The sequence below is a fragment of the Acinetobacter sp. TUM15071 genome, assembly GCF_008980925.1.
Lineage (GTDB): Bacteria > Pseudomonadota > Gammaproteobacteria > Pseudomonadales > Moraxellaceae > Acinetobacter > Acinetobacter dispersus.
In genome coordinates this window covers 1-26,663 of record NZ_BKGB01000018.1, presented here as the reverse complement: position 1 = coordinate 26,663, position 26,663 = coordinate 1, and the positions used below count along the sequence as shown (strand labels likewise).

At 39.0% G+C, this 26,663-nt stretch carries 25 protein-coding genes and 1 pseudogene; 16 read left to right on the top strand and 10 right to left on the bottom strand.

The window, feature by feature from the left end:
• The first annotated feature begins 88 nt into the window (after window positions 1-88).
• The 7 genes from GBI66_RS15620 to aroC all read left to right on the top strand — a co-directional run bounded on the left by GBI66_RS15620 (window position 89) and on the right by aroC (window position 6,345).
• Window positions 89-394, top strand: coding sequence for a YcgL domain-containing protein (locus tag GBI66_RS15620; protein ID WP_005188630.1), 306 nt, complete (start codon window positions 89-91; stop codon window positions 392-394).
• A complete protein-coding gene (locus GBI66_RS15615) occupies window positions 387-773 on the top strand; it encodes a hypothetical protein (protein ID WP_005152862.1) in 387 nt (128 codons plus the stop codon). Before GBI66_RS15620 ends, GBI66_RS15615 begins: the two co-directional genes overlap by 8 nt.
• Before the next feature lie 37 nt (window positions 774-810).
• Entirely contained in the window at window positions 811-1,662 is an 852-nt protein-coding gene (locus GBI66_RS15610; RefSeq protein ID WP_005188627.1) for a MoxR family ATPase, read from the top strand.
• A 12-nt stretch (window positions 1,663-1,674) separates the two neighbouring features.
• Entirely contained in the window at window positions 1,675-2,862 is a 1,188-nt protein-coding gene (locus GBI66_RS15605; protein ID WP_151716723.1) for a VWA domain-containing protein, read from the top strand.
• 37 nt (window positions 2,863-2,899) lie between these two features.
• On the top strand, window positions 2,900-4,105 hold the full coding sequence (gene trpB, locus GBI66_RS15600) for a tryptophan synthase subunit beta (protein WP_151716722.1): 1,206 nt from the start codon (window positions 2,900-2,902) through the stop codon (window positions 4,103-4,105).
• A gap of 126 nt (window positions 4,106-4,231) precedes the next feature.
• Window positions 4,232-5,242: a 50S ribosomal protein L3 N(5)-glutamine methyltransferase gene (prmB, locus tag GBI66_RS15595; protein WP_151716721.1), complete on the top strand. Its 1,011-nt coding sequence runs from the start codon at window positions 4,232-4,234 to the stop codon at window positions 5,240-5,242.
• A gap of 11 nt (window positions 5,243-5,253) precedes the next feature.
• The gene (gene aroC / locus GBI66_RS15590) at window positions 5,254-6,345 is read left to right on the top strand and encodes a chorismate synthase (protein WP_151716720.1); all 1,092 of its coding nucleotides are present in this window, start codon (window positions 5,254-5,256) and stop codon (window positions 6,343-6,345) included.
• A 109-nt stretch (window positions 6,346-6,454) separates the two neighbouring features.
• Here the strand turns inward: aroC and GBI66_RS15585 are convergent, their stop codons facing one another.
• Entirely contained in the window at window positions 6,455-7,684 is a 1,230-nt protein-coding gene (locus GBI66_RS15585; RefSeq protein WP_151716719.1) for a GGDEF domain-containing protein, read from the bottom strand.
• Window positions 7,685-7,977: 293 nt separating this feature from the next.
• On the opposite strand from GBI66_RS15585, the gene GBI66_RS15580 reads away from it, so the two are divergent.
• Complete coding sequence (locus GBI66_RS15580) at window positions 7,978-8,724, top strand: TenA family transcriptional regulator (RefSeq protein ID WP_005188611.1); 747 nt, start codon at window positions 7,978-7,980, stop codon at window positions 8,722-8,724.
• A 101-nt stretch (window positions 8,725-8,825) separates the two neighbouring features.
• On the opposite strand, the gene GBI66_RS15575 is transcribed toward GBI66_RS15580, so the two are convergent.
• Both GBI66_RS15575 and GBI66_RS15570 read right to left on the bottom strand, forming a co-directional pair.
• Window positions 8,826-11,054, bottom strand: a complete 2,229-nt coding sequence (locus tag GBI66_RS15575) for a phosphocholine-specific phospholipase C (RefSeq protein ID WP_151716718.1) — start codon at window positions 11,052-11,054, stop codon at window positions 8,826-8,828.
• Between the two features lie 30 nt (window positions 11,055-11,084).
• Window positions 11,085-11,309 carry a hypothetical protein gene (locus GBI66_RS15570; protein WP_151716717.1) on the bottom strand — a complete coding sequence of 75 codons (225 nt, stop codon included), beginning with the start codon at window positions 11,307-11,309 and terminating at the stop codon, window positions 11,085-11,087.
• Between the two features lie 173 nt (window positions 11,310-11,482).
• On the opposite strand from GBI66_RS15570, the gene GBI66_RS15565 reads away from it, so the two are divergent.
• From GBI66_RS15565 to GBI66_RS15545, 5 genes are all read left to right on the top strand, one after another.
• Window positions 11,483-11,968, top strand: a complete 486-nt coding sequence (locus tag GBI66_RS15565; protein ID WP_005188603.1) for a sigma-70 family RNA polymerase sigma factor — start codon at window positions 11,483-11,485, stop codon at window positions 11,966-11,968.
• Between the two features lie 7 nt (window positions 11,969-11,975).
• Window positions 11,976-12,944, top strand: a complete 969-nt coding sequence (locus GBI66_RS15560; RefSeq protein ID WP_151716716.1) for a FecR domain-containing protein — start codon at window positions 11,976-11,978, stop codon at window positions 12,942-12,944.
• A 71-nt stretch (window positions 12,945-13,015) separates the two neighbouring features.
• Complete coding sequence (locus GBI66_RS15555) at window positions 13,016-13,594, top strand: biliverdin-producing heme oxygenase (protein WP_151716715.1); 579 nt, start codon at window positions 13,016-13,018, stop codon at window positions 13,592-13,594.
• An 11-nt stretch (window positions 13,595-13,605) separates the two neighbouring features.
• On the top strand, window positions 13,606-14,076 hold the full coding sequence (locus tag GBI66_RS15550; RefSeq protein WP_151716714.1) for a YbaN family protein: 471 nt from the start codon (window positions 13,606-13,608) through the stop codon (window positions 14,074-14,076).
• A gap of 71 nt (window positions 14,077-14,147) precedes the next feature.
• Entirely contained in the window at window positions 14,148-16,838 is a 2,691-nt protein-coding gene (locus GBI66_RS15545) for a TonB-dependent receptor (protein ID WP_151716713.1), read from the top strand.
• Window positions 16,839-16,885: 47 nt separating this feature from the next.
• Here the strand turns inward: GBI66_RS15545 and GBI66_RS15540 are convergent, their stop codons facing one another.
• Window positions 16,886-17,584 carry an NAD(P)H-dependent oxidoreductase gene (locus GBI66_RS15540; protein WP_151716712.1) on the bottom strand — a complete coding sequence of 233 codons (699 nt, stop codon included), beginning with the start codon at window positions 17,582-17,584 and terminating at the stop codon, window positions 16,886-16,888.
• Window positions 17,585-17,714: 130 nt separating this feature from the next.
• Here GBI66_RS15540 and GBI66_RS15535 point away from each other — a divergent pair, with 130 nt between their 5' ends.
• A complete protein-coding gene (locus GBI66_RS15535; protein WP_151716711.1) occupies window positions 17,715-18,740 on the top strand; it encodes an AraC family transcriptional regulator in 1,026 nt (341 codons plus the stop codon).
• 3 nt (window positions 18,741-18,743) lie between these two features.
• Here GBI66_RS15535 and GBI66_RS15530 read toward each other — a convergent pair whose 3' ends face one another.
• The 6 genes from GBI66_RS15530 to GBI66_RS15505 are packed head-to-tail and all read right to left on the bottom strand — an operon-like array spanning window position 18,744 to window position 24,537.
• Window positions 18,744-19,688: a phosphatidate cytidylyltransferase gene (locus GBI66_RS15530; protein WP_151716710.1), complete on the bottom strand. Its 945-nt coding sequence runs from the start codon at window positions 19,686-19,688 to the stop codon at window positions 18,744-18,746.
• The gene (locus tag GBI66_RS15525) at window positions 19,685-20,335 is read right to left on the bottom strand and encodes a 1-acyl-sn-glycerol-3-phosphate acyltransferase (protein ID WP_151716709.1); all 651 of its coding nucleotides are present in this window, start codon (window positions 20,333-20,335) and stop codon (window positions 19,685-19,687) included. Before GBI66_RS15525 ends, GBI66_RS15530 begins: the two co-directional genes overlap by 4 nt.
• A gap of 7 nt (window positions 20,336-20,342) precedes the next feature.
• Entirely contained in the window at window positions 20,343-20,765 is a 423-nt protein-coding gene (locus GBI66_RS15520; protein ID WP_151716708.1) for a hypothetical protein, read from the bottom strand.
• Entirely contained in the window at window positions 20,762-22,129 is a 1,368-nt protein-coding gene (locus tag GBI66_RS15515) for a phosphatase PAP2/dual specificity phosphatase family protein (protein ID WP_151716707.1), read from the bottom strand. The genes GBI66_RS15520 and GBI66_RS15515 overlap by 4 nt, the downstream gene beginning before the upstream one ends.
• 13 nt (window positions 22,130-22,142) lie before the next feature.
• Complete coding sequence (locus GBI66_RS15510; protein ID WP_151716706.1) at window positions 22,143-23,891, bottom strand: bifunctional alpha/beta hydrolase/class I SAM-dependent methyltransferase; 1,749 nt, start codon at window positions 23,889-23,891, stop codon at window positions 22,143-22,145.
• A gap of 10 nt (window positions 23,892-23,901) precedes the next feature.
• Window positions 23,902-24,537 carry a CDP-alcohol phosphatidyltransferase family protein gene (locus GBI66_RS15505; RefSeq protein ID WP_151716705.1) on the bottom strand — a complete coding sequence of 212 codons (636 nt, stop codon included), beginning with the start codon at window positions 24,535-24,537 and terminating at the stop codon, window positions 23,902-23,904.
• Window positions 24,538-24,833: 296 nt separating this feature from the next.
• Between GBI66_RS15505 and GBI66_RS15500 the strand changes: the two genes are divergently transcribed.
• Window positions 24,834-26,222 carry a site-specific integrase gene (locus GBI66_RS15500; RefSeq protein ID WP_151716704.1) on the top strand — a complete coding sequence of 463 codons (1,389 nt, stop codon included), beginning with the start codon at window positions 24,834-24,836 and terminating at the stop codon, window positions 26,220-26,222.
• A gap of 47 nt (window positions 26,223-26,269) precedes the next feature.
• Window positions 26,270-26,663, top strand: a pseudogene (locus GBI66_RS19660) (site-specific integrase); the annotation flags it as partial.

Genomic DNA, 26,663 nt, shown 5'->3' with positions numbered 1-26,663 from the left:
AAAGACGACTCTAGCGTTAACAATCCTTAATGTATCCATTTTTATTTTCATGTATGCTGTCTTTGATTGTTAATAGATGTGAGTAAACATGCACTGCGATATTTATAGATCGAGCAAGAAAGATGAAATGTATATGTATATTGCTCGTCCAAATTATCCTGATGATAAGGAACAAGAAAACCCGTTTGAAGGTGTTCCAGAAACAGTTTTACAAGCATTTGGCAAAACCACTTTTGTCATGCATTTAGAACTTCATAATGAGCGTAAACTTGCACGTGCAAACGTTTTACATGTTTTAGATTCATTAAATACCAAGGGCTTTTTTATTCAAATGCCGCCAGAAGGATTGATCAATCCAAATGCGGTAGAACCTGAGGGCTTACGCGGTGCTTGAAACTCTAACAGCAATTTGGTCAAACATTCTTTCAGTACTGGATCAGTTTCCTGAAGAAAATGTTGCGATCATTGTTTATGTTACAGGGACACTGATTGCATTGTGGTGTTGGTATCGTTTGATGTCACGCCTACCGAATCCAATTGGTGGAATTTTGTGGATTGTGGCTTTTGCAGTTCTTGCAACACCTACAATTTCTGAAGGTCCAAACTCGGCCTTAGCACCAGCAATTTTTGGCTTGCTTTTTGGTGTTTTGACTAAAGAGCATGTCTTAATCTGGTCAAACTTATCATTGATTTTGTTTGTCATTGGTTTGGGGTTACTGATCGGTTTCTGCTGGTCAAAATACACTGCAAATAAAACTGCACGTTCAGTTTAGATACGATGTTAAATATAGAAAAATAAGGTTTTTTTAAATGTCTGCTGATACACAACACTTTACTGGTACAGATCAATATATTGCGACCGATAGCTTAAGACTTGCAGTGAAAGCTGCACGTGCCTTGCAAAAGCCACTTTTAGTTAAAGGTGAGCCTGGCACTGGTAAAACCTTGCTTGCAGAGCAAGTCGCGGAAAGTCTTGGGTTGAAGTTGATTACGTGGCATATCAAATCGACAACCAAAGCCCAACAAGGGTTGTATGAATATGATGCTGTGTCACGTTTGCGAGATAGCCAGTTAGGTGATGATCGTGTCTACGACATTAAAAACTATATTAAACCTGGTAAATTGTGGGAAGCTTTTACCAGCGAAGAGCGTTGTGTCTTGTTGATTGATGAAATCGACAAAGCGGATATTGAATTCCCAAATGACTTGTTGCATGAACTCGACAAAATGTCGTTTTATGTTTACGAGACAGGTGAGACCATTACTGCAACACAACGCCCAATCGTAATTATTACTTCAAATAACGAGAAAGAACTTCCAGACGCATTTTTGCGCCGTTGTTTCTTCCATTATATTGAATTCCCTGATGATGCGACCATGCGTGAAATCATCGCGGTGCATTTCCCGAATATTTCAAATACTTTGGTCAGTGAAGCCTTACAGGTATTCTTTAAATTACGTGAAATTCCGAATCTGAAGAAACCGCCATCAACTTCTGAATTGATTGACTGGTTAAGCTTATTGATGGCAGATGATATGCCTGAAGATGTATTGCGAAACCACGATAAATCTAAAGCGATTCCACCATTGTATGGTGCATTGATTAAAAATGAACAAGATGTGCAATTGCTTGAACGTTTAGCCTTTATGTCACGCCGCTAAGAGTGTTTAAAAATGTTTGTGCGACTGTTTTACACCTTACGCAAATATGGCGTACCTGTAACAACACGTGAGCTCATTGATCTTAATCAGGCGGTAGCTTCAGGTCTTGTGTTTGCAGATCAGGAAGAGTTTTATCAATTGGCTAAAACAGTTTTAGTCAAAGATGAACGTTTTTTTGATAAGTTTGATCGTGCCATGAAAGATTACTTTGATGGCATCGAAACTTTTGACTTGGATGAGTTACTGAGACAAGTTCAAAAGTTGCCACAAGACTGGTTTGATCTGGAACTACTCGAGAAGCATCTTACACCTGAGCAACGTGCGGAATTGCAAAAAGCGGGTTCTCTCGAAGAACTGATGAAAATGTTGGAAGAACGCTTACGTGAACAACATAAAAAACATCAGGGTGGCAATCGTATGGTTGGCACTGGGGGAACTTCACCTTTTGGTGCTTTTGGTGATCATCCAGAAGGTGTCCGTATCGGTGGACCTGGACGTAAGCGTTCCGCAGTCAAAGTTTGGGAACAACGTAAATACCAGAATCTTGATGATGATCAGGTTTTGGGTACACGTCAGATGCAAATTGCTTTACGTCGTTTGCGAAAGTTCGCACGTCAAGGTGCAGCGGAAGAGCTTGATGTCGATGGCACCATTCGTGAAACGGCTAAACAAGGCATATTGGATGTCCAATTGGTTCCAGAACGCCGTAACCGCATCAAAGTTTTAATGTTGTTTGATGTCGGTGGTTCGATGGATGCCTATATCGCTGAGTGTGAAAAGCTATTCAGTGCGGCCAAATCAGAGTTTAAAACCCTCGAATATTTCTATTTCCATAACTGTCTCTATGACTATGTCTGGAAGGATAACCATCGTCGTAGCTCGACACGTATGAATACATGGGATCTGTTTCATACCTATGGACGTGATTATCGGGTCATCGTGGTCGGTGATGCCAGTATGGCACCGTATGAGTTAAAATCTGCGGGTGGTTCAGTGGAATATATGAACGAAGAGTCAGGTGAAGTGTGGCTTAGACGTTTACGTCAGCATTTCGACAAAACCGCTTGGCTCAATCCTGAAATGGAAGGCTATTGGCATTACACCCAAACCATTAACTGGATTAAAGAAATTTTTGAAGATCATATGTTTCCAATGACCTTAAAGGGCATTGAAGATATGACGCGCTATTTGTCACGTTAAAATTTTATATCAAGACTTTATAAGAACAGGAAAATGCATGGAACATCAAATTAATGGCGTTGCTTTGCCCAATGAAGCAGGTTTCTTTGGGAACTTTGGTGGTCAGTTTATTCCACCACATTTAAAAGAAGCGATGGATGAAATTAATGCAGCCTATGAAGAGATTCGTCATACCGCTGAGTTTAAAGATGAGTTAAACGACTTATTTAAAAATTATGTTGGCCGTCCAAGCCCATTGTTTCATGCCAAGCGTTTGTCTGATCAATTGGGTGGGGCGCAGATTTATTTAAAACGTGAAGATCTAAACCATACTGGTGCGCATAAAATCAACCATTGTTTGGGCGAAGCCTTGCTGGCCAAATATATGGGCAAAAGCAAAGTCATCGCTGAAACCGGTGCTGGTCAGCATGGTGTGGCTTTGGCGACAGCGTGTGCTCTTGTGGGTATTCCATGCGAAATTCACATGGGCCAAGTCGATATCGAAAAAGAGCATCCGAATGTCGTGAAGATGAAAATCTTGGGTGCGAAGCTAGTTTCAGTGACACAAGGGACAGCGACCTTAAAAGATGCAGTGGATAGTGCTTTTGAAGAATATTTAAAAGATCCTAAAAACTATATCTATGCTATTGGTTCGGTGGTTGGTCCACATCCATTCCCGAAAATGGTTCGTGATTTTCAGTCGATTATTGGCAATGAAATCAAAGTCCAATCCAATGAGCGTTTTGGACAAAATCCTGATTATGTGGTTGCCTGTGTTGGTGGTGGATCGAATGCGATTGGTGCATTTACTGCATTTTTAAATGCGCCAGAAGTAAAATTGGTGGGTGTAGAACCAGCGGGTCATGGTCTAGAAACCGATAAGCACTCGGCAACATTGACTTTAGGTAAGCCTGGTCAAATCCATGGTATGGCTTGTTATGTACTGGAAGATGATCAAGGTGAGCCGCTACCTGTACATTCAATCGCTTCAGGATTGGATTATCCCGGTGTAGGCCCACAACATAGTTTCCTGAAAGAGTTAGGTCGTGTGCAGTATGAAACGGCGACGGATCAGGAATGTTTAGATGCTTTTATGACACTTTCTCGTGTAGAAGGCATTGTACCTGCTTTGGAAAGTTCGCATGCAGTGGCTTGGGCGTTACGTGAAGCACCTAAGATGGATAAGCGCATTAACATTGTGGTCAATCTTTCTGGACGTGGCGATAAAGACTCGGATTATGTGGCTGAAAAATTAGGCTTATAAGCTTTTTGGCTTATATCTGAGATTAAAAGACCGCTTCTTGTATAGAGGCGGTTTTTTTATTGTTAAATCGACCTTAATCCCGTTAGAATAAAGCGTTTTGCAATTAGCACTTTTGGAGACGCCTAAGTGGAGCGACCTACGATCAGCCCTGAACATATACAAGAAGCGGCTGAAAATTTAGTAACCATTCGAGATTTCATCCGTTTTGGTGTAACCGCAATGCGTCAATATGACGCGCACTTAGGTCAAGGTACTGAAGATTATTTTGCAGAAAGCTCTGCACTTGTTTTGCAAACACTTTCTCTTGAATGGAAAGCGGATGCAGAAATCTTAGATTCAAAGCTATTACCAAGTGAAAAAGCTGAATTTTTGAGTCTTTTAGAACGCCGTATCAATGATCGTATTCCAACGTCATACCTATTGAATCTTGCATATTTCTTTAATAAACCATTTTATGTGGATGAGCGTGTTTTGATTCCACGTTCACCGATTACTGAGTTGATCGAACAACGCTTTGCACCATACTGTTTAAATGAAAATGGTCAGATGCTGGAAGCATTAAACAACTTACCAGAAAGCAAAAATCCAAAAACACCACAACGTATCTTGGATATGTGTACGGGTTCTGGCTGTATTGCGATTGCTTTAGCGTATGCATACCCAGAATCCGAAGTCGACGCGACTGATATTTCGAAAGAAGCATTGGAAGTGGCTTCAATTAATACAGAGCATCATGATAAGCAATACCAAGTTGCGTTGCTTGAGTCTGATTTGTTCGCAAAAATTCCTGCTGAAAATCAATATGACCTGATCGTTAGTAATCCACCGTATGTAGATGCGGAAGATATGGCTGATTTACCAGAAGAGTTCTTACATGAGCCTGAACTTGCACTTGCTGCAGGTCAAGATGGCTTGGATCTGGTACGTAAAATGTTAGCTCAAGCTGCTGATTATTTAACTGAGGATGGTTTAATTGTCATTGAAGTCGGTAATTCTGAGTGGGCAATGCGTCAGAACTTCAATACAGTTGACTTCCATTGGTTAACTTTCCAAAAAGGTGGTTCTGGTATTTTTGCTTTAACTGCTGAACAATGCCGCCGTTATAAAGAAGTATTTCAGCAATCAGTTCAAAACTAAGGGGTTAAAGCATGGCAGGGAATAGTATTGGGCAACTCTTTCGAGTAACGACCTGTGGCGAATCACATGGTGCAGGCTTGATGGCGATTGTCGATGGCGTGCCGCCTGGTCTTGAGCTTTGTGAAGCCGATCTGCAAAAAGATTTAGATCGTCGTAAACCGGGAACATCAAAGTTTGCAACCCAGCGTAAAGAGCCTGATCAAGTCGAAATCATTTCTGGTGTTTTTGAAGGTAAAACCACTGGAACATCGATTGGTTTATTAATCCGTAATACGGATCAAAAATCAAAAGACTACGGCAATATTGCTCAAACTTTCCGTCCTGGTCATGCTGATTATACCTATACACAAAAATACGGCTTCCGTGACTATCGTGGCGGTGGTCGCTCAAGTGCACGTGAAACAGCGATGCGTGTAGCGGCAGGTGCGATTGCGAAGAAATATCTTGCTGAAAAGTTTGGTATTGATATTCGTGGACATGTCACACAAATCGGTAATGAAGTCGCTGAAAAACTGGATTGGGCAGAAGTGCCAAACAATCCATTCTTCTGTGGTGACGTTGATGCGGTTCCGCGTTTTGAACAGTTGGTCACTGCTTTACGTGAGCAAGGGACCAGTTGTGGCGCAAAACTTGAAATCGTTGCTGAAAAAGTACCTGTGGGTTGGGGTGAGCCTGTATTTGATCGTTTAGATGCAGATATTGCCCATGCCATGATGAGTATTAATGCGGTTAAAGGCGTTGAGATTGGTGATGGTTTTGCGGTTGCTGGGCAGTTTGGTCACGAGACTCGTGATGAGCTGACAACAGACGGATTCCTTGCCAATCATGCAGGCGGTATCTTGGGTGGAATCTCAAGCGGTCAAAGCATTCGTGTTGCAATTGCATTGAAACCGACTGCAAGTATTACCACACCAGGTAAAACCATTACGATTGAACGTGAAAATACAGATGTATTGACCAAAGGTCGTCATGATCCATGTGTGGGTGTACGTGCAACGCCAATTGCTGAAGCGATGTTGGCGATTGTATTAATGGATCATTTTTTAAGACATCGTGCTCAAAATGCAGATGTGATTCCACCATTTAAACCAATCGAACCTTAATAAAAATATTGAGCCGCACATATAATTTATTATATCTGCGGCTTACATCACATTTTAAATTACTTTAATTAAATATTAGTTTAATATTCATTTAATAATGATGAATCAATTATAAAGCTTCAGAAATCATATTATCTGATGTTGCAATATGATATTGGTTTCGACCATTACTTTTTGCGATATATAATGCATGATCTGCTTGTGCAACAAACTCAGAAAGACTGTCTCCTATACAAGGAACCATTGTTGCAACACCTACACTAATAGTCACATGTTTTGAAACATTGCTACGTGGGTGCAAAATTCCAATATTACGTACTAACTCCATCAGTCTTTGTACCTGAGTGATGGCCTGATCTCGATCAGTCATCGAAAATAATAACAGGAACTCTTCTCCACCATAACGTGCGGCAAGATCACCGCTACGAGAGGCGATGGAGCCTAACATGATGGCAATTCGCCGTAAGCACTGATCACCTTGAATATGTCCCAATGTGTCGTTGTAGAGCTTAAAAAAGTCGATATCAATCATCATGATGGTAATCGGCATTTCATGACGTGTCGCTCGTTTCCATTCATTTTCAAGCACCTCATCGAGATAGCGTCGATTGGCGAGGCCAGTCAAAGCATCTTGTTGAGAAAGAATAGACAGTTGCTGTGCTTGTCGCATCAGTTCCAAGCGGTTAAGTTCGATCATGCAGTTTTGCAGATAGTTCTCACGGTGCTGCCGATCAGTTGCATAAGCAAGTGCCATACCCAAGAAGCTACTGAAGGTATAAGTACGGTTCAGGAAGGTCCAGTCAATTGCACCACTGAACCATGTACTCGCTGCAATACCAATCAATCCACCGACCCAACCTGCAATGATTGCAGTGTAGAAGCGCATTCCGACAAAGCCATAGATGATCACTACGGCATACATCATGGCTGCATGAAACAGGACATTATTTTGACCTTGTTCCAATACGTTAATGATAGTGAAGGAAATTGCGACAGCGCCTGTCGAACCAATACAAACGTAATGATCAAACCATTTGTTCATGATTGGCAGAAAAGACAGTAACCATGCCAAGGTAATGATGATACCTACCCAGCCGTAAGTCGCCATCCAAGTAATACGCAAGTCTGTAGGTAAAACTTGATAGATACCGAAGCTGAGAAATAGATATAAACCTAAAATAATAGGGGCGCGATAGCGAAACTCATGCGCAGCCTCATTTCTATACTGATCTCGATAGATCGCTTCTAATTCTTTAGGAAACCAAACTAAATTTAGCCCGCGAGAAATTAACAAGTCGATTTGTTCTTGTCCCAAAATATTGGAAGCTTTCAACTTCATCTTATCTCTCACCACTCCCAAATGTTCTTATAAATGTCAAAATAGGGATTATTTTTTTACTACGTTACACTGATTTAAATAGAATGTGTATTAGATTATAAAAAATATTAATTTTTATATAATGGTCATTGCCTAATATAATGATTCAAGCTTAAATTAGATTCAAGAAATAAAAACTGTTACAAACTAAATCACAAGCGATTGTATCTTTACAATATTAGGATACAATTTATAAAAAAGCAGCAATCATGGAACATGGTTGGATTAAGTCATACGAAATAGGATGCATCGCAATGACTGCTATGAATCAATATGGAACAAAACTAGAAATTACACCTCATTCGGGTTGGGCTCAACGATTCTGGGATGAATTATTACCCTCAAAAGAGCGGGTGAGTAAACATCCTTTATTTTTGGATATGGCCAACGGCTGTTTAAGCCTTGAATGCTTTCGTTCTGCTTTACTCAATTTTTATCCACTCGTCGCACATTTTCCATCATATATGGCAGGTTCTCTTGCAAAAGCGACAGATTTTTCACTGGATGGGGTAACCGAAACCCGTGACTGGCTGATTCAGAACATTAAAGTTGAAGAACGACATTTGAACTGGTATCAGGACTGGGCGGGTGGCTTTGGGCTAACAGTTGAAATGTTGAATAATGTGAAGCCGCCTGTTGCAATGAATGCGGTGAATCACTTCTTGTGGGATGTGAATTTCCGTGGTGGTTTGGCTGAAAGTATTGCCGCAACCAACCTCGCGATAGAGTGGGCAACAGGCGATTGGACCATTCAAGTCTATAAAGGGATTCAAACCTATACCCAACACCCGGAAGTCAATATTAATAAGCGTTCTCTTGCTTGGTTAAGAGCACATGCACATTATGATGATCTTCATCCATACGAGGCAATGGAACTGATTAAGCGCTTGTGTGATAAAGACCCAGTACTGCAAAAGAAAGCATTCTTAGCGGCAAAGGAAGGGCTTGAATATTATGAGTTGGCTTTGGATGAGTGCTATAAGCTACAGCATAAAAATTAAGAATTCGCTATTCAGTCTGAATTTGGTTTGATTGAGACATGGAATAAAAGTCTCCTTGGTTTTGGAACTAAGGAGACTTAAGTGCTTATTCTGTTTAAATCTTAAACCATCGCAGGGTCACTTACAGAGTCTTCACCTGTTTCTACACGACCAGCAAAACGACGATAAAACTTAGCATCTTGAGTACAAGTCACCGCAAAATCATACCATTGCCAAGCATCTTTCAATTCCCAATGCTGAGTGCTGCTTTGTCCTGCTTTTACGGTTAGTTTCAGAGGAGCATCAGTACGATAAACCACTGGGGTGATCACCAACTCAATATCTTTAGCACCCATATTGTTCAGATCGGCATAAACATTACCATTGGCAATATCATAGCAAACACGAATTTCAGGATTGATTTGCAGATCTTGATTACGGTTCAGATCACCCTTGAAGTGTCGATGAAAGCCATTTGGTCCCATCACCCAAAGATCGTATAAGCCTTGATTGTCTTTCTGCGAATTCCAGACATCATCGAGTGTTTTTCCTGCCTCTACAATGTAACGACGTGGAACTCGACTTAAATTTAATTTGTCGTAGACATGAAACACCGCACCTTGTGTCCCTGTATTTGAAAACAGCAGTTTGACTGTTCCGTCATTCAGGCAGCGTGCACTGGTATGCAATTCATAAGGTAGAGCTTTTGAACGACGGATACCGCTGGCTTGAATAGGCAATTGTAAATTGGTAGGAATCGGCACATAAGGTAAGTTCTGCTGTGCGCTACGCAATTGATCCGCTTGCTCACGAGTTTGCTTGCCATTTAATTCAGGCAATACATCTTCATTAGGGTTTTTAAAGTTGAATGCAGAAGTTAAATCCCCACAAATGGCACGTCGATAAGGACTGATATTGCTTTCTTTGATGCCAAAACGTTTTTCTAAAAACATCAACACTGAAGTATGGTCAAAGACTTGTGAATTCACAATACCCCCACGACTCCACGGTGAAATCACAAATAAGGGAACGCGAGGACCAGGACCATAAACACCATTGTCCTTGTTCGGTTGGCTGGTACTGCCTAGCGGTGCATCATGCACATAATATTCATGACGCATATCGGCTTGGCTAAGTGTTGATTTGCCTGCATAGGTATTATTAGCTTGTAAAGTCGGTGCTGATGGAGAAGGAACATGGTCAAAATAACCATCATTTTCATCAAAATTGATCAGGAAAACAGTTTTACTCCAAACTTCGGGCACGGCTGTTAACGCATCTAAGATTTCTTGAATAAACCATGAGCCTTGTACGGGACTTGATGGGCCTGGATGTTCACAATAAATTGAAGGTGCATTGATCCATGATACCTGTGGCAATTTGCCAGTTTTGATATCATTTTTAAATGCATCTAGGAATTCTTCAGGTTTATTACCGGGTAAGGTATTTGCAATGCCTTTATAAAGCGGATTTTTGGCATTATCCGTGGTTGCATCATAGGCTTTGTAAGGCAGCTTTTGTGCGGCTGCGTTATAGGGACTGTTTGGTGCTCCACCACTTGAGACTGGATAACCCGAATCGATATTGGCTTTTCTAAAAGTGCGGAAGGCACCTAGCATGTTATCGCCCCATTCGTCAGGCATATTCTGATAACAAATCCAATTGACCCCAGCTTCTTCTAAACGTTCGGCATAGGTTTTCCATGTATAGCCGACATCAACTGTTTGGGGATCACCATCGATCCAGTCCCATTCATTATTGACAAATGCTGTACTGGTCGGCACTGCACCGTTGGTTCCTGTGAGATGAAAGGATCGGTTTGCATCTGTACCAGTATGCATTGAGCAGTGATAAGCATCACAAATGGTAAAAGCATTGGCTAATGCAAATTGATAGGGGATTTCCTGTTCCTTGAAATAACCCATGGCATAGTCAGTTTTATAGGTTGGCCAGTTTGACATACGGCCATTGTCCCATGCTTTTTGGCTATCTACCCAAGTGTGATTGGTCCCAGGTGCACGTTGGGCATTATTACTTGAGCCATCTAGATGAAATGGTGTTAATAATGCTCCATTACTACGTTGTTGCTGCCAAACGGTGCGTCCATTTTGTAAAGGAATGGTGAAACGATCGGCAAAACCACGAACGCCTTTTAATGTTCCAAAATAATGGTCAAAGGACCGGTTTTCCTGCATCAGGATAACGACATGCTCAACATCTTGAATGGTGCCTGTTTTATTATTGGCTGGAATCGCCAAGGCTTTTTGAATGCTGGCTGGAAAGGTGGTTAACGCAGCAGCGCCAAAGCCCGTTTTAAGTGTATTTGCTAAAAATTGACGACGATTAATCACGATATTTTCCCTATCTAGTTATTCTTATGCTTATGGTGCACAGCGCATGACTGGTTTTTTGCTGTCATCAGGTTTCGTTGCGACCTGATTGTCGTTTGAGTCATTACACGCGGTGAGAGCGAATAAAAAGGGGAAAACATAAAGACATGCCAACCATCGTTTGGTTTTTTTCAACATTTGCTTCATCCATAACAAAGATGTCAACACACTAGACAGACCGTGTGACAGCTCAGTGTCACCTTTATGACGATTCATTGACGTTTCATATGAAAGTGGGTGTAAAGCGTGCAAATTGATTACTGCAAAAACTAGTTTTAAAAAAAATTCAATTAACCACCATGTGGATTTCGATTCAGGTAGAAAAATAGGGATGATCATTTTCATATTTTTTGTTAAGATATTATTAATGATTATCATTATCTTTTAAAATGTCTGATCCAGTTAATACGCTCTATCGTCAACATCATTCTTGGCTGTACCAATGGTTGAAACGACGTCTCAATCACAGTGAAGATGCAGCAGATTTAGCTCACGATACTTTTATTCGTATTTTAAAGCGTAAAGATCAATTGTATTTTGATCAGCCGCGTGCGTTGTTAACCACAGTTGCCAAAGGCATATTAATTAATTGGTACCAACGTAAGTCGATAGAAAAAGCCTATTTGGAAGCACTGAGTAGTCGACCTGAGTATGATGAGATTAGCCCTGAGCAAAAAATCTCAGCAATTGAATCACTCTGTCTGATTAACCAACTTTTAAATCAAATGCCTGAACGTCAACAGCAGGTATTCATTTGGTCTCAACTTGAGGGGCTTACACAGCAAGAGATTGCGAATCGTTTGAATATTTCTACACGAACGGTCATGCGAGATTTGGTTGCAGTACTGACTCAATGTTTAGCGATCATGGATTGAGATTGATATGTCTCAAACACAAATTTTAAAAGAGGCCGCTGAATGGATTGTGCTGATTCAGGCATCAGCATTAACCGATGCTCAACAGATTGAATTTGAAGCGTGGAAAAATCAAAGCGAAGCGCATCAAACAGCATGGCTTAAAGCAGAGTATTTACTGAGCAGTTTTGAACATTATCCTGAAAATGGTCAGGAAATCATTAAAAAAGGCAATCAAGCTGCACAGTTTCAGTGGAGCAAACATCTTGTCGTGGCTTGTATTGCGTGTCTGGGAAGTATCATTGCATGGAATTCTGAGTATAAATATTTGTGGTTGTCTGATTACAGTACGGCCATTGGTCAACAGAAGAATGTGACACTTGAGGATGGAACACAACTTCAATTAAATACCAGTACAGCACTTGATGTTCGCTATACACCACATCAACGAACGCTGCGATTGCACTATGGTGAAATACAGATTCATACTGCAAAAGAGGCTCACAGCGATCGTCCATTTTTTGTCGAGACTGAAAGTGCGCATTTACAAGCATTAGGAACAGTCTTTAATGTGCAGTATCTCAAAAATAAACAACAGCAAACCTGTTTAGGCGTGATTGAAAGTGCGGTCAAGGTCACGCTGAATCAATCTAAAAAAATGACAGTTGTGCAGGCAGGTGAGCAGTTATGTTTTGATGATACTGATTTTAAAGCATTGGGGCAGCTTGATCCGAATGTGTCGGTTTGGAAAAATCAGATGATCATGGCATTTGAAATGCCTTTAGAGCAGCTATTGCAAGAGATTGGGCGTTATCAGCATCATTATGTTGATATCGACCCTCAATTAAAAGCATTAAAGATCTCTGGTTCTTATCCTGTCAATAATTTTACTCAGTTGCAGTCTGCTTTGGAATTAAGCTATCCGATTCGTATGCAGCGACATTTAGGCGATCATGTCATTACAATTCAGGCTAAAAATGAAAAAAGAGAAAAATAATTGAAAATTGCTGTCAGCTTTTTGGCTTTGGATGGGTAATACAGTTAAACCTAAGTAACTGGAGAAATCTTATGACAATTTCACTCGTCCTCAATCAGCTTGCATCACGGTTAAAAAATGAAACCGCGAGCCAACACCAACAGATGCATCTTTTGATGGAGGAAGCTCAAGTATTTGCTGATACACAGCGTTATGCAAAATTTACTTTGGCTCAATATTATTTTCAGCAAAATGTTGAATATTTATTCAGGCACCCTGAAGTTTCCGCGCTTATTTCTGATTTGGATATTCGCGGTCGCTCACAAGCAGCATTACTGGATCTCTATGACTTACAGCTTAAACCTGAAGTTCAGGAATTACTTACTGAAAATGTAGGTTTTCCAGAAGCGCTCGGTTGGATCTACGTATCTGAAGGTTCAACTTTAGGTGCTGCATTTTTGTTTAAACAAGCACAGCAGCTTTTAGGACTGAATGCTGAATTTGGGGCACGTAATTTGGCTGCGTATCCAGAAGGTAGAGCAAGGGTATGGAAGCACTTCATCACTGAACTTGATACTGCTCAATTGAGTGAGAGTGAACAAGATCAAGTCATTTTAGGAGCTAAACAGGCATTTGATTACTTTGGCAGCTTGCTGAAAAATATTGATTAAGCAGCAACCCTATGCCAAAAAATGCTTCTTTAAGGTATAAGGCGAAAAGTACAGATTGCAGTGATGTAGATACTTTACAAGCACCGCAAAAAGAAAAACTCCATGCATCGATCATCATGCGTGGAGTGTGTATCGCTCTAACCATTATTTGTCTGATTTTGGCAGTGCTGGGTATCGTATTACCCGGCGTGCCTACTTTTGATTTCTTATTCCTCGCCACCTTTTTTGCTGCTAAAGGTTCTGCAAAATTGCATCGCTGGATTCATCAGAATCGTTACATCCATCTGCTGCTTACCCAATATACGGGCGGATTTAAATCCATTTCCCGTTCACGTAAATATATGATGACATTAACGATTGTTTTAATTTTAATCAGCTTGATACTTTCATCTCTGCATTTGCACATCAAGTTAACTTTCATGTTTATTTTATTTGTTCTCGTACTGTGGATATGGAGTAGAGCAGAAAAAATTGAAATTTAATGTCATATTTTTGGAAATCACTGGGTAATGATTATTGAAAATGAAAATCATTAACAAGTGTGGATCTTCCTATGAAATTTAAAAAGCAAACATTAGCAATACTCATACACTGTTTTTGCATCAGTGGAGCTCATGCAGAAATAACGTCATCTGTTCAGATATTAGATAAGCCAGCTGTGGAAAGGACCTATCAAATTGCAGAGAACCAATTGGGCTACGTGCTGTCAAGCTTTGCGGCACAGTCTGGCATTGTGTTGAGCTATGATTCTAATCATTTAAAGGGTTTGAAAAGTAAAGGAATTACAGGGAAGTACTCGGTTCAGCGCGGTTTTGACTATCTCTTGGCAGATCAACCTTATCAGGTCATCAAACAAGGGCAAACCTATCTCTTAGTTCCCAAAAACAGTTCCATGCTCAGTCATGCAGAAAAACTGACTTCTCATGCAAATACGCATTCACGCTTAGAGCTGGATGCTAAAGCTATTGTGGTCATGCCAGAAATAAAAGTGAATGCCGAACCACAAAAGCAAAAGGCGAACACCACTCATCTTGATCGAGAACAGATTAGCCGATTTAGAGGAACGGGTAATGGGGATGTGTTTTCCGATATTGCTGGGGTACAGGTCAACAGCTTACGTAATGAGGCAGGTGCAATAGATATTGGAATCCGTGGCATGCAGGGTGAAGGGCGTGTTCCAGTGATCATTGACGGTAGTTTACAGTCCAGTCATACCTTTAGAGGTTATCAGGGCGAGAGTGACCGTACTTATATCGATATGGATTTGATCAGCCAAATCGAGGTTGAAAAAGGTGCATCTCGGGCTAAGTTTAGCGTAGGCGGAATAGGGGGGATTGTAAAAATGCGAACCCTAAGTGCCAATGATATTTTACTGCCGAATCAAAATGCCGGTGTCATGTTCAAAGGAAGTTTTTATAACAATAACAGAACACCACAAACCTCAGACAATGAAAAGGAGCAAATGTCTTATTTGCTGCACAATAAAATTTCATCTAACAATTTTCAAAATGGTGCTGGCACATTGGCACTGGCTTATCGGAACGATATGTTTGACTTAGTCGCTGCTTATAGTAAGCGAGAGGTTGGTAATTACTATGCTGGAAAACATGGCATTGAGTATTACGAAAAGCGGGATATTGTCGATGTTGGTCCAGGCCAAGAGGTGGTGAATACCAGTTATCAAAGTGATTCAGGCATCATTAAAGCTGGAATGAATATCACCGATGAACATCGTGTCGAAGTAAATTTGCGACGTCATGTCCAAAAAGCGGGTGAAGTCATGGCTTTTTATTGGAGTCGATCTAAAGTGATTGACCCTAATTCACCGCCGTACGGATATATCGATGACGAGTATGTTGAGCCACGATATATAGAAGATGCCTATACCATGCCACAGTGGTCTCTAGGTTCAGCAGCCGTTAATGCATTCAGCACCAGTTATACTTATAAGCCGAAACATAACCCTTTGGTAGATCTCGAATTAGGGGTGTGGCATACCAACGCCAAATATCGCCAGCACAATGGCATGATTGGGATGAAAAATTCCAGTTATGGAGATCAATATTGGGGGAGTTTCCAAGATTATCGTAGTGGTTTAAACCTTGAAAATACCAGTAAATTTGATCAGGTTACGTTGAATTATGGTTTAACCTACGATGAACAGCGTATGAAGCCGCGTAATCTGGTTGATCATGAAATTGCACGGGATGGATTACGCAAAGAGTCCTCAGTTTTTCTGAATGGTGACTATCTTTTTAATGACTTTAGTTTAAGTTTAGGGAGTAAATGGCATAAAGCCAAAGTGAAAGACTATGGCGATCAGTATCGACCAATGACACCTGTGGCGCATTCAGATTTAAATAACAAGGGTTATGCGGTACGTGACTTTGGCGGCAATATCGATTGGATGTCTCAACTTAACTATAAATTGTGGGACGGTATCGATATTTATGGAAAACTCTCCAATACACATCGTAGCCCAAGTCTGTTTGAATCAACTGTTTCAGGTCAAACCTTTAGTTATGACCCAGACCTTCCGATTAAACCTGAGAATTCACGTCTTATTGAGTTAGGATTTATCGGTGAGCGTGAAAACATGTTTGCTCAAAATGACCATTTGAAATTCAATCTGAATTATTTCCGTAATCAGACGAAGGACTTTCTAACACAAGGTGTGCAAAGAAAAGATATTCCAAACCCAATTACCCCTGACTTTATTCTTCCCTACACAAGCTCCTATACATTCGTCAATTACAATCAAGTTGTAATGAAAGGTCTCGAGTTTGAGCTTTCCTATAATCATCCAAGCTTTTTTACTAGTTTGAATGGAACCCTATACCAAGCACCAAAAGTCTGTCCAGCAAGTAAAGAAGAATGCAATGAGGTGGGTGATTCTTGGAGTCTGATTTCAACCCGTCTGCCACCGCGTAAGATTTTAAATATTACGGTAGGCAAAAACCTATTTGAAAATAAACTTGTGGTCGGTGCTCGTGCTAAGTACCACTCGGAAAAGACAAACCCTAAAGGTTGGTTGGCTGGTACAGGCGTAAGTGGACGAGCTGTGACTGAAATTTCTTCTGAAACTTTAATTGATCTGTTTGCAAGTTATAAGTGGAATCCAAATGTCGCCCTATCATTTAATGTCGATAATTTAACAAATCGCTATAACTTTGATCCTGGTACGGTGATTGGTATGCCGATTCCAGGACGTACCATCAAAGCAGGCATTGAAATGAAGTTCTAAGAGATAAAACGATAAGGTTCTTAGCCTAGAGCCTTATCGTTGTTTTATTACAGTGGATTCATTCTATCGTCAAAATTTTCCAGTAACGGGAATTCCAAGGCTTGTAAATCATCTATGTTTTGCAAGTAGTGTTCGAAATCACTCACAATCTTTTGTCTATCTTGTTGGCTGATATAAGGGACATGATAGGCAATGAATGGAGGTAGTACTTCAAAGCCGGCATAGGCAAATGTGCCACGTTGCAATGATGATAAATAATGCTCTATTGGCCCATGTACAGAACCTTCACCAAACATATGTTCACGACCGCCAAGTGTTAAACATAACATGGCTTTTTTCCCTGTCATGCCACCATGGTTATAAAAGCGTTTACCGCCGTAAAAAAGACCAGAGACAAATACACGGTCAATCCAACCTTTTAAGATGGCTGGTACAGAGGTCCAATACAAAGGAAAGCTAAATATAACCAGATCAGCACGTTGAACTTTTTCAATTTCAGCTTGGATATCTGCTGAAAATTGCTGCTGTTTAAATGCATGACGCTGTTCCAAAGCATAATTAAAATAATCAGGTTGATTCAGGCTGCCAAAATCATCTCTAGAAGCAACAGGGTTAAAGTTCATTTCATAGAGGTCAGAAACCTCGACAGTATGACCTTGCTGTTCAAAGGTTTGCTGTGCTGTATTCTTAAGCGCAGAGGTAAATGACTGCTGTTCAGGATGCGCATGTACGATCAAAATATGCATGATTTCACCAGTTTAAAATCTGAGTTTTTTAGATAGAGCTACTATGCTTAAACCGAGAAAGATGTCATAGTTCATTAACCGCCAATATTTACCATTTTACGCCAAATTTTCACTGTTTCATGGAGACTGCATGAATCCAGAATTACCCGGTACTTATGTCAATCTATTAGTAGATGTCATACAAAAATGGAATGTATCGTCAGAACAGCTTTTGTCTGGAACTGGGATTTCTGCACACACTCTAACTGCGCCATTTTGGTATGTAGATTTCGATATTTTCAATCATTTATTGGATAAAGCAGCCTTACTGACGCATGAACCTGCGATTAGTCTTTATCTTGCAGAGGAAATGCGAGTCTCTTGCTATGGCCATGTCGGCATTGCCGCAACTGCCTCTGACACATTAGGTGATGCAATCAAGATTCTAGAGCAATTTATCGGCTTACATTGTTCTGTGTTTAAACCTAAATTAAAGATAGAAGGTGACTTGGCTTATTTGTATTTTAATCAGCCTTCACAAAAGTTTAAGTTAAACCGACATGGAATGATGTTCTTGATTTTAGGCTTTTCACAAATTTTAGAAAACTTGGCACAAGATAAACTTGGGATTTGTTTTGAGTTTCAACAAGATCAACCTGACTTTTATAAAAACACAAGAAAATTCAATCATTCAAATATCAGTTTCGACTGCGAAAAAGATTGTTTAAGCTTCAATAAGGCATTGCTATCACTCCCATTAAAGACCGCAGATGCCTTATTGGCCCGCCTCAGCAAACAACAATGTGAGCAAGATGCTGATAAGCTTGCGCTGAAAAGGGATCAAAAAAATCGCTTGGATTCACAAGTCAAAGCCTTGCTATATGATGAAGATGTTGGCTTCTTATCACTGAAACAGGTTGCTGAAAAACTCCATCTCTCAGAGCGAACCCTACAGCGACAGTTAAGTAATAAGCAAACGTCTTTCCAGAGTCTTGTGGCCGAAGTACGCAGGAACCAGGCGGAGCAATTATTAAAACAGTCCAAGCTTTCGATTGAGCAAATTGCAGAACAGTTGGGTTATGCCGATATTTCCCATTTTTCACGGGCATTTAAAAAGTGGACCAATGTGACGCCTAAGTTTTTCCGTGAAGTCAGCATTGGTCGACTTTCTTCATAGAGATTAGCTCCACCAATATCGAAGGATATGGAAAAAAATTGGCGCAGAGAAACAGATCGAGTCGATACGATCTAACATACCGCCATGACCTTGAATAAGCTGTCCCCAGTCTTTCACACCACGATCGCGTTTGATCGCAGACATTACCAGTCCACCAAAGAAACCAAAAATACAAACAATTAAGCCGATCAGAGCCGCTTGCCAGTAATTGAATGGGGTGAGTGATGACATCAATACACCGAGTGCGGTTGCGAGAACAATGCCACCAATTAACCCTTCAACGGTTTTTGATGGGGAAAGTGTAGGGGCTACTTTATGTTTTCCAAAAAGTTTGCCACAAACATATTGCAGTACATCTGAGGCTTGCACCACCATAATCAGCCAAATCGCCAACCAAATTTTTTCCCCTTTAAATTGGGGTAAATCCAGATTTAACAGGGCTGGGACATGCGAGATACAGAATACGCTGACCATTAAACCCCATTGGATTTTGGCACTGCGTTCCAAGAAGTGTGTGGTATCTTCCAGCTTTAAACTGGCAATTGGAATCAGTAAGAATACATACAGCGGAATGAAAATCGAAAATAACCCATACCAATTGGTATAGACCAAATAATATTGATAGGGAATAACAAAGTAGAACGCAATCAGTAATGGCAGATAGTCACCACGCCTTGTTGGCAATAAACTAATAAATTCACGTAATGCAAAAAATGAAATAAGGCCAAACAGGACAATAAAAGCAGTTTTTCCTAATAGAATGGCGGCTGCCAAGACTATTAGCATGATCCACCACGCATTGATACGCGCATTCAGGTTATCAATAACAGGAGAAGGGGCTGCACCTGCCTTTTGTTTGAGGATAAAGCCAATACTTGAGGCAATAATCAAAATGACTGCAAAGATGCCAAACAATAGATAAGTTTGTTGTAGGTTGTCTAAACTCATTGGTTCTCGGCCTCTTTTAATTTCAATAATTGCTGCTGAGCATGCTGCAAGAATTGATCTTTGCCCGTGAGTTGATCAAGTGCTAAGGGTTCACCAAAGATGACTGTTGAGAGTAGAGGCAAGGGGATAAATGCACCTTTAGGCATGACTCGTTTTAAATTAGAAATCCAAACAGGCACAACTTCAACGTCAGGGAATTGCTGGCTGAGATGATAAAGACCACTTTTAAATTGCAGCATCTCGACATCATCATTTAAATTACGTGTTCCTTCAGGGAAGAAAATAATGGAATAGCCTTCTTCTAAGACATCTTTTACTGGCTGTAAAGGATCTTGTTGATCACTACGGTTGCGTTGAATGGTAACACCTGAAAAAGTATCTTGAATCAAAAAGCGTCTAAGTCCATCTTTAAGCCAATAATCTGATGCAGCAATGGGTCGTGTTTTTCGACGGATGTGAGTGGGTAAAGAAGACCATAATAAAATGAAATCAATATGGCTATTATGGTTGGCATAATAAATCCGTTGCTTAAGTTCAGGTTCACAGCCGACCCATAAGCTTCGTGCACCTGTTAACAAGCGTGCGCCACGACGGGTTAAGAACGCAATAAAACGGGCAACAATCTGTGAGATTATATTTCTTTTCATTCAACTTTCATCTATGCGCTAATTTATAAAAAAGTACAATAAATACGGAATATTGTATTAAGACAATGACGATCTGTATTTTTAACAGTCTTAAACAGCCTTTAAAGCGTATCGACCAATCACGGCCAGTTTTATTGGATGGAATCAATTTTAAATTTAACAGCGATTGATCCAATTGCTGAGTAAGACTTTCTATGTCCTCAGGTTGATCAACCATATGCTGTAACAGGCCACGATCAAATTCAATCCGAATAAATAGGTAATGGTGAATCGCCAATAAAGTAGTTACCAGTGAAAGAGGGATCAAGATCGGGATACTTGAAAATAAAAATAAGCTTACAATTGATAAAACAAAGGCTAAATATCCTGACTTTAAAATACTCTGACTTTGCTTGAGCAATTGGCTCACTACGACAAAATTCATTTTCATAGCTGCTTCTCCTGAGTGAGCAGCAGTTGGAAATGTTTAATTTCAGCAATATGTGTCTCGCTCAAAACGATCCAAGGACGTGACTTTTGAATCAAGCCAACAGCTTCCTCTGAGGTATTCACATAGCCGTGTTGTAATAGCCATGCAATCAATACACTACAACTGCGTGAATAGCCAAGCGCACAAAAAATCAATACTTGTTGTGGTTCATTTGCCTGTATTAAAGGTTGAATAAAGTGATCAAACTTTTTTGTTGCTTCTAATAATTGTGCGCTTTGGATCGGAATTAAATCAAGCGTACTGTATTTTTCATAATGATGAACGTTGTTTGCTGGCAATTCAGCGCAACAATCAAATACACCATGATATTGCTTACTATGTTCGGTTGTTGGGATACGGCCTAGATACAGATCAACGCCGTTTAATTGCAAAATCAATGAGTCTTCAGGATGTCGATAGGTCCAAATACGACTATTTATCCATGCAACTAGAGAATAAGGTGAGAACAATAACCATGCAGCGACAGTCATTTGACCATTTTCTTGCTTTTGGAAAAAATGAGGTCTAACCAAAAAGTATGCTAAAGCCACTAAGAAAAGACTGATTGCTGGATATAACATCCAAAGCCATACACCTTTAAATAAAAATGCAGGGGTTATACAAACTAAGGCTCCAATTAAATAAAAACACCCTAATTTTAAATGTTTGCTCGTCAATTGCTGCAAGCCATTTTTTTGATAAGGTGCTTTAACCGTGAGTGGAAATAGCCATAAACAGAATGCACCAACCAATAGCCCCAAAGGAATATCAATAAAGTGATGTTGCCAGGTGGTTAAGACAGAGAGTCCGATCAGAAAAGACCACAGATGTACCAGCCAACGGTAGTTTACTTTGATATGCCGACGGTAAAAATCCCAGAGAATGACTAATAAAACAATGTGTAATGAAGGTGCTTGATTAAAGGGTTTGTCAAAACCCATCAATACATCAAACCATAATCCAAAGAAACCATGTAATTCAGCACGTTCAAAACTGAATTTTAAGGGAAAGACTAAAAAACAACTGATTGAAATAATCTGGGCTGTAAATAGCCTAAGCGAATGTTGTTTTAATTCAAATCTATTCCAACATAACAATAAAGACAAGCCATAAAAAAGGTCAATCGACCAATACGGCACAATAGTCCATGCCCAAAGCGGAATATGATGTTCCCAAGCAAACACAATACTCGGAACATTACTGAGGCTGGATGCATATTGATTTGCAAAACCATAGGTTAAAAAGAAAAAGGGGGCTAAAAGGACTAGGCAGAGTAGTCCCCATTTCCAAGTACCTGATTGATGATCTAGAATATTATTTTGCATACAAAGTCTTTATTTAAATTTTTTGAGCAACCGAAACTGTAAAAATTCCAAATTCATCAATATATTGATCCACTTTTTTAAAGCCTGCATGTTCAACCAGTGCATCCATTTCGGCTTGCGAGCGTAAACGCATCACCCAAGCATCACCTTGACGATGTGAGGTGAGAGCACGTGCAATAAACTCTTGTTGTGGATGCCAAATTTGTCCCGTGTAAATCAGGAAGCCACCTTGTAGCATCGCTTGATGGATACCAGAGAGTGATTGTCTTAATAAATCGTTATCGCTAAATAGTTCATAAAGCCCAGAAACAATGACTAAATTTGGTTTTGGTTTAACTTTGGCTAATGATGCTGTATCAAAGGCATCACCTAATTCAAACTGAGCAATGTTTTCAAGATTTCTTTGCTGAATTAATGCAGAACCAGAATCAACATTTAACTGGCTATAATCTCTTAAAAGTACTGATTTTGGTGGTGTTGCAAGTTCACTTACAGCATCTAGAATATAGCGCCCATGACCCGCAGCAATATCTAGGATGCGAACATCTTTACGTTGCTTGGTCAATACTTTCGCATATTTTGCCAATAACTGCTCAATATGTTGTTTACGTATGCGGATGCCACGCCAGCCAATCGCATTTAAATATTGCTGATCAATAATATTGCCAAGAATATTTCTACTTTCACCTTGATTTCGATAAACAAAATCTAAAGTACTGCCTGAGTCATAACCCGTATCTTCACCAATTTTTAAGCCATGCGAGAATTTACTACCGAGCTTTAAATTACGTTTGGTTAGATTCCAGAATAGATTTTTGATGGAAGAGGCGGGAAGTGGGCTACTCAGTTGTTCAGCTGTCGCGCAACTTGTACCAATTTTATCGGCATTGAGTACATCTGGTGCCTGATAATCTTCAGCAAAGCTTTGTAAGATAAAACGACGAATTTTCTCTACTGCAATATGGCGGTCTTTTTCACCTAAAGTATCGTGATAAAAACCATCTAGTACATGGAACTCTTTTCGTGGATGAGGAAGCTTTGCATAAAACTGCTGTTGTGGTTTTCGGAATACCACAAAGTCCGACCCAGAACTTAAAACTTGAGTAGGAACAAAGATATTTTGTGCATCATTGACGATACGTTCAGATGCTGCATATAAGCCCAAAAGCATTCGTACAGAAATGGCTTTGGCAATTTGAGGATCTGTATCATAAGTTTTCGCACGTTCAGCATCATGTGTCAGCATATTGGCTTTTACATAACTGGTAATAAAGAAATTACCTTTGAGTTTGCTTAAAACAGTTAAACCTGCTTTTGCAAATGGTACATAGAGTTTGATATCAAACGCGGGTGAAGCTAAGCATAAAGCTCTGATTTTTGGTGCATAATCATGTACCCAGGTGGCTGCTAAAACTGCGCCAACGCTTTGACCAATGACGGCGATATTGGTGGATACGATGTTATATGTAGATTCAATATGTTGTACAAAATATTGAATATCTTTCACACATGCAGAGAAACTTGGCGCATCACCACGTAAACCTGGTGAATCTCCATGTCCGCGGGCATCCCATGCAAAGAAATCAAATTCTGGTAGATTGAGCTCATTGACCAAATGTGCCATACGTCCAGAGTGTTCATGACCACGATGAAATAAGATAATTGCTTTTTTTGTCTCTTTTTCTGTAGCTGCTGGCCAATGTTGATAGGCTAATTGGGTATCATCATGACTGGTAAATACATGTTTTTGTGAGCTTTGCATCTAATTTTCCTTAAAGTTGAATACTATTTTTAATACGGTTGTAAATTGTCAAAACCAATAGTGTTGCAATAAGAACAAGCAGCCCATTGCAGAAGTAAATTATTGAATTTGTGTAATTATTTTCTATTAAATAAGAGCTGAAGCTGACACATAACGCAATTAAACTAAACCAAAATGCACGATCACTTTTACCCATAGGACCATCATAACGGCGTTCCTGACCAATTAATGGCGCCATAACCCCAGCATATTCACTCAGAATCGCTAGAAAGACAACTAAGCCCAACAGGAATGGGTTGATAAAAACTAAGCCTAAAAAACATAGATAAAGCGCTGAATCGGAGATGACATCACAGATTTCATTTAAATATGCGCCAAGTTTTGATTGTTGATTAAACTCACGTGCAAGCATGCCATCAATTGCATTAAAGCCCATACGAACCAACATCCATATAGGAAACAATAAAAATAGAATTAAAGGTTGTTGGTAAAGATGCAGGCTGTAAAGTGCGATTGCTAAAGCGACAGAGATTAACATTGCTAAAAGCGTAACTTGATTCGCTGTAATCTTTTTAGAGTAAAGCCATTGCACAAATGGGCGAAGTAAATTCTGAAATGCAGGTTTTAACTGATAAATCGAAGGCATTGTTATTGATATATGCATATTTATATAGTGAATAGCATTGTGTGTAACTTTCTAATGTATGTCAACAGACATTGGGATAGCAGGAAAATGGTAATTACAGAAATTGCTAAGCATCATATTATTGATAATTAAATTATTTCGCATAATGTATATTATGTTAAATTGAGTACATGAGATATTATGTTCATAAACTCCTATTCATTACGCAAAATCATACACTTAACAAAAAGAAATTTTTAACTTAAAGATGCTTATGTTTATATGAAATTAACTTCATTAAGTACTTCTACATCACTATGTTCTTTATAAAAACAATTAAACTTTCAAAAAAAAATTTGAATCAAAATCGGATGGTTCTGCTGTTTGATACTTCGACTACATCACCTTGCCTTTATCCATTGTTATACTCTTTATCCACGCTACGATATCAAAGTTTTGCTACTCAACAATCAGATATGATTGCTCTTCAATTTTGGTATGACTTTTGGTTTCAAAAGTATTCGACTTCATTCTGCGAGTCATTCCTTTCTTTAGGCTACGAGCCTGAAATTTATTTGAGTGAAATCGACAACTTTATGTTTTTCCTAGAAAATAGTCGAAAAATAGAATTTCATTTAATTCGGCTTCGATCTAACCCAGATTTAAATTACATGACTATAACGAAGCGCTTGAGATCAGTGATTAAGTACTTTACATATTTATTGGATGAATTCTGGACACTTCGAAATCAAAAAATTACAATCAGGGAAATAATAAATCGTAGAAAGAAAATTGATCTATTTTTAATGAGTAAGAAAAAAATTTTCAATAAGTTTTCTAAACGAAGTGTTTCAGTAAAAAGTGGTATAAATTATCACTTCAAAAGCTTAGATAATAATATGCTTCTTAAACTCTATGAGGTAATCCGTCCGGATCAGGCTGACAAAGTAAATTTGCATAACCCCTTTAAAATTAAATCTCATCAACTTAGAAATTTTTTAATAGTACATCTCATGTTAAATTATAGACTAAGGGTTGGTGAATTGATGCTACTAACCAAAAAATCAATTAAAAAGTCAATTAATTCAGACATATATAATTTAATCATTACAAATACTGAAGATGATTATGATACTAGAAGTAGACGACCAAGTATAAAAAACGAGCAATCTTATCGTGTCATCAAGCTTGATGCTTTCGATTTTGAAATTTTAAATATATATATCAATAATATAAGGGGTAACACTGAGTCTAATTTATTATTTACCTCTCTGAAGTCCCCCTACGCTCCTCTCAGTTATTCATCTATTAATGCAATTTTTAACAAAATTGATATAAAGTTTAGAAGTTTAAATCCACTATATTTTGATAGTACGAACATTGATTCAATATATAAGCTTACCCCTCATGTATGTCGCCATACCTGGGCATATGTCACTTTAGCTTTTTCGATAAAAAAATTTAGGAACGAAAATTTATCCAACTTATCAATTAGTAATGAAGATATTATGCAAAAAGCACAAGATGATCTACGAGTTTTAGGTGGCTGGAGTTCTAAAAGTATAATGCCTAGCTATTATGCAAAACGTTTTATTGTGAATAGTGCAAATTTATTAAATTTAAAACGCATATCTGATGAAAAAGAAGGAGTTTTAAAGTGTCTAAACATATCCGACCTTGAGGAAGTGCAGAACATTCAGAATTAATTTTTGATTATAAACAAATTAATGCACTTAAAAAAATTAATAATAAGTTGCCTAAAGTAATTAAATTTTATCTTGCAGAAAAGTTTGATGATAAATTTTTAATTACAACGAACGATATTTGGAGTTTTTATTACTCAGGACAAAGAGAAAAAATTAATTTTAGTAATTTCACTAGAAATGAAAAAATTCTAATAAAATTCTTTCTTATTTCTTTTGTCCAAAAGAATACGCCCTCATCACTTAGTAAAAAACTATATGCATTCAAAATATTGTCAAACTATTTATGTAATAATTCTTTAACTTTTAGCTATGAAAACTTAAAGAATTTCTTGATTTCTATAGCTCCAATAGAAGAGCAAGCTGGTATTTATTCAAATATAAAATTCCTACTTCGTTTATTAATTGCTGAAGATTTTCCTGAATTTGATATAAGCAGTGATT

Excerpts from the sequence above, each read along its gene's own strand:
- GBI66_RS15620 (WP_005188630.1), top strand. The coding sequence starts at position 89 with ATGCACTGCGATATTTATAGATCGAGCAAGAAAGATGAAATGTATATG.
- GBI66_RS15610 (WP_005188627.1), top strand. The coding sequence starts at position 811 with ATGTCTGCTGATACACAACACTTTACTGGTACAGATCAATATATTGCG.
- GBI66_RS15605 (WP_151716723.1), top strand. The coding sequence starts at position 1,675 with ATGTTTGTGCGACTGTTTTACACCTTACGCAAATATGGCGTACCTGTA.
- trpB (WP_151716722.1), top strand. The coding sequence starts at position 2,900 with ATGGAACATCAAATTAATGGCGTTGCTTTGCCCAATGAAGCAGGTTTC.
- aroC (WP_151716720.1), top strand. The coding sequence starts at position 5,254 with ATGGCAGGGAATAGTATTGGGCAACTCTTTCGAGTAACGACCTGTGGC.
- GBI66_RS15585 (WP_151716719.1), bottom strand. The coding sequence starts at position 7,684 with ATGAAGTTGAAAGCTTCCAATATTTTGGGACAAGAACAAATCGACTTG.
- GBI66_RS15580 (WP_005188611.1), top strand. The coding sequence starts at position 7,978 with ATGACTGCTATGAATCAATATGGAACAAAACTAGAAATTACACCTCAT.
- GBI66_RS15570 (WP_151716717.1), bottom strand. The coding sequence starts at position 11,309 with ATGAATCGTCATAAAGGTGACACTGAGCTGTCACACGGTCTGTCTAGT.
- GBI66_RS15565 (WP_005188603.1), top strand. The coding sequence starts at position 11,483 with ATGTCTGATCCAGTTAATACGCTCTATCGTCAACATCATTCTTGGCTG.
- GBI66_RS15560 (WP_151716716.1), top strand. The coding sequence starts at position 11,976 with ATGTCTCAAACACAAATTTTAAAAGAGGCCGCTGAATGGATTGTGCTG.
- GBI66_RS15555 (WP_151716715.1), top strand. The coding sequence starts at position 13,016 with ATGACAATTTCACTCGTCCTCAATCAGCTTGCATCACGGTTAAAAAAT.
- GBI66_RS15550 (WP_151716714.1), top strand. The coding sequence starts at position 13,606 with ATGCCAAAAAATGCTTCTTTAAGGTATAAGGCGAAAAGTACAGATTGC.
- GBI66_RS15545 (WP_151716713.1), top strand. The coding sequence starts at position 14,148 with ATGAAATTTAAAAAGCAAACATTAGCAATACTCATACACTGTTTTTGC.
- GBI66_RS15540 (WP_151716712.1), bottom strand. The coding sequence starts at position 17,584 with ATGCATATTTTGATCGTACATGCGCATCCTGAACAGCAGTCATTTACC.
- GBI66_RS15535 (WP_151716711.1), top strand. The coding sequence starts at position 17,715 with ATGAATCCAGAATTACCCGGTACTTATGTCAATCTATTAGTAGATGTC.
- GBI66_RS15530 (WP_151716710.1), bottom strand. The coding sequence starts at position 19,688 with ATGAGTTTAGACAACCTACAACAAACTTATCTATTGTTTGGCATCTTT.
- GBI66_RS15525 (WP_151716709.1), bottom strand. The coding sequence starts at position 20,335 with ATGAAAAGAAATATAATCTCACAGATTGTTGCCCGTTTTATTGCGTTC.
- GBI66_RS15520 (WP_151716708.1), bottom strand. The coding sequence starts at position 20,765 with ATGAAAATGAATTTTGTCGTAGTGAGCCAATTGCTCAAGCAAAGTCAG.
- GBI66_RS15515 (WP_151716707.1), bottom strand. The coding sequence starts at position 22,129 with ATGCAAAATAATATTCTAGATCATCAATCAGGTACTTGGAAATGGGGA.
- GBI66_RS15510 (WP_151716706.1), bottom strand. The coding sequence starts at position 23,891 with ATGCAAAGCTCACAAAAACATGTATTTACCAGTCATGATGATACCCAA.
- GBI66_RS15505 (WP_151716705.1), bottom strand. The coding sequence starts at position 24,537 with ATGCCTTCGATTTATCAGTTAAAACCTGCATTTCAGAATTTACTTCGC.
- GBI66_RS15500 (WP_151716704.1), top strand. The coding sequence starts at position 24,834 with ATGTTCTTTATAAAAACAATTAAACTTTCAAAAAAAAATTTGAATCAA.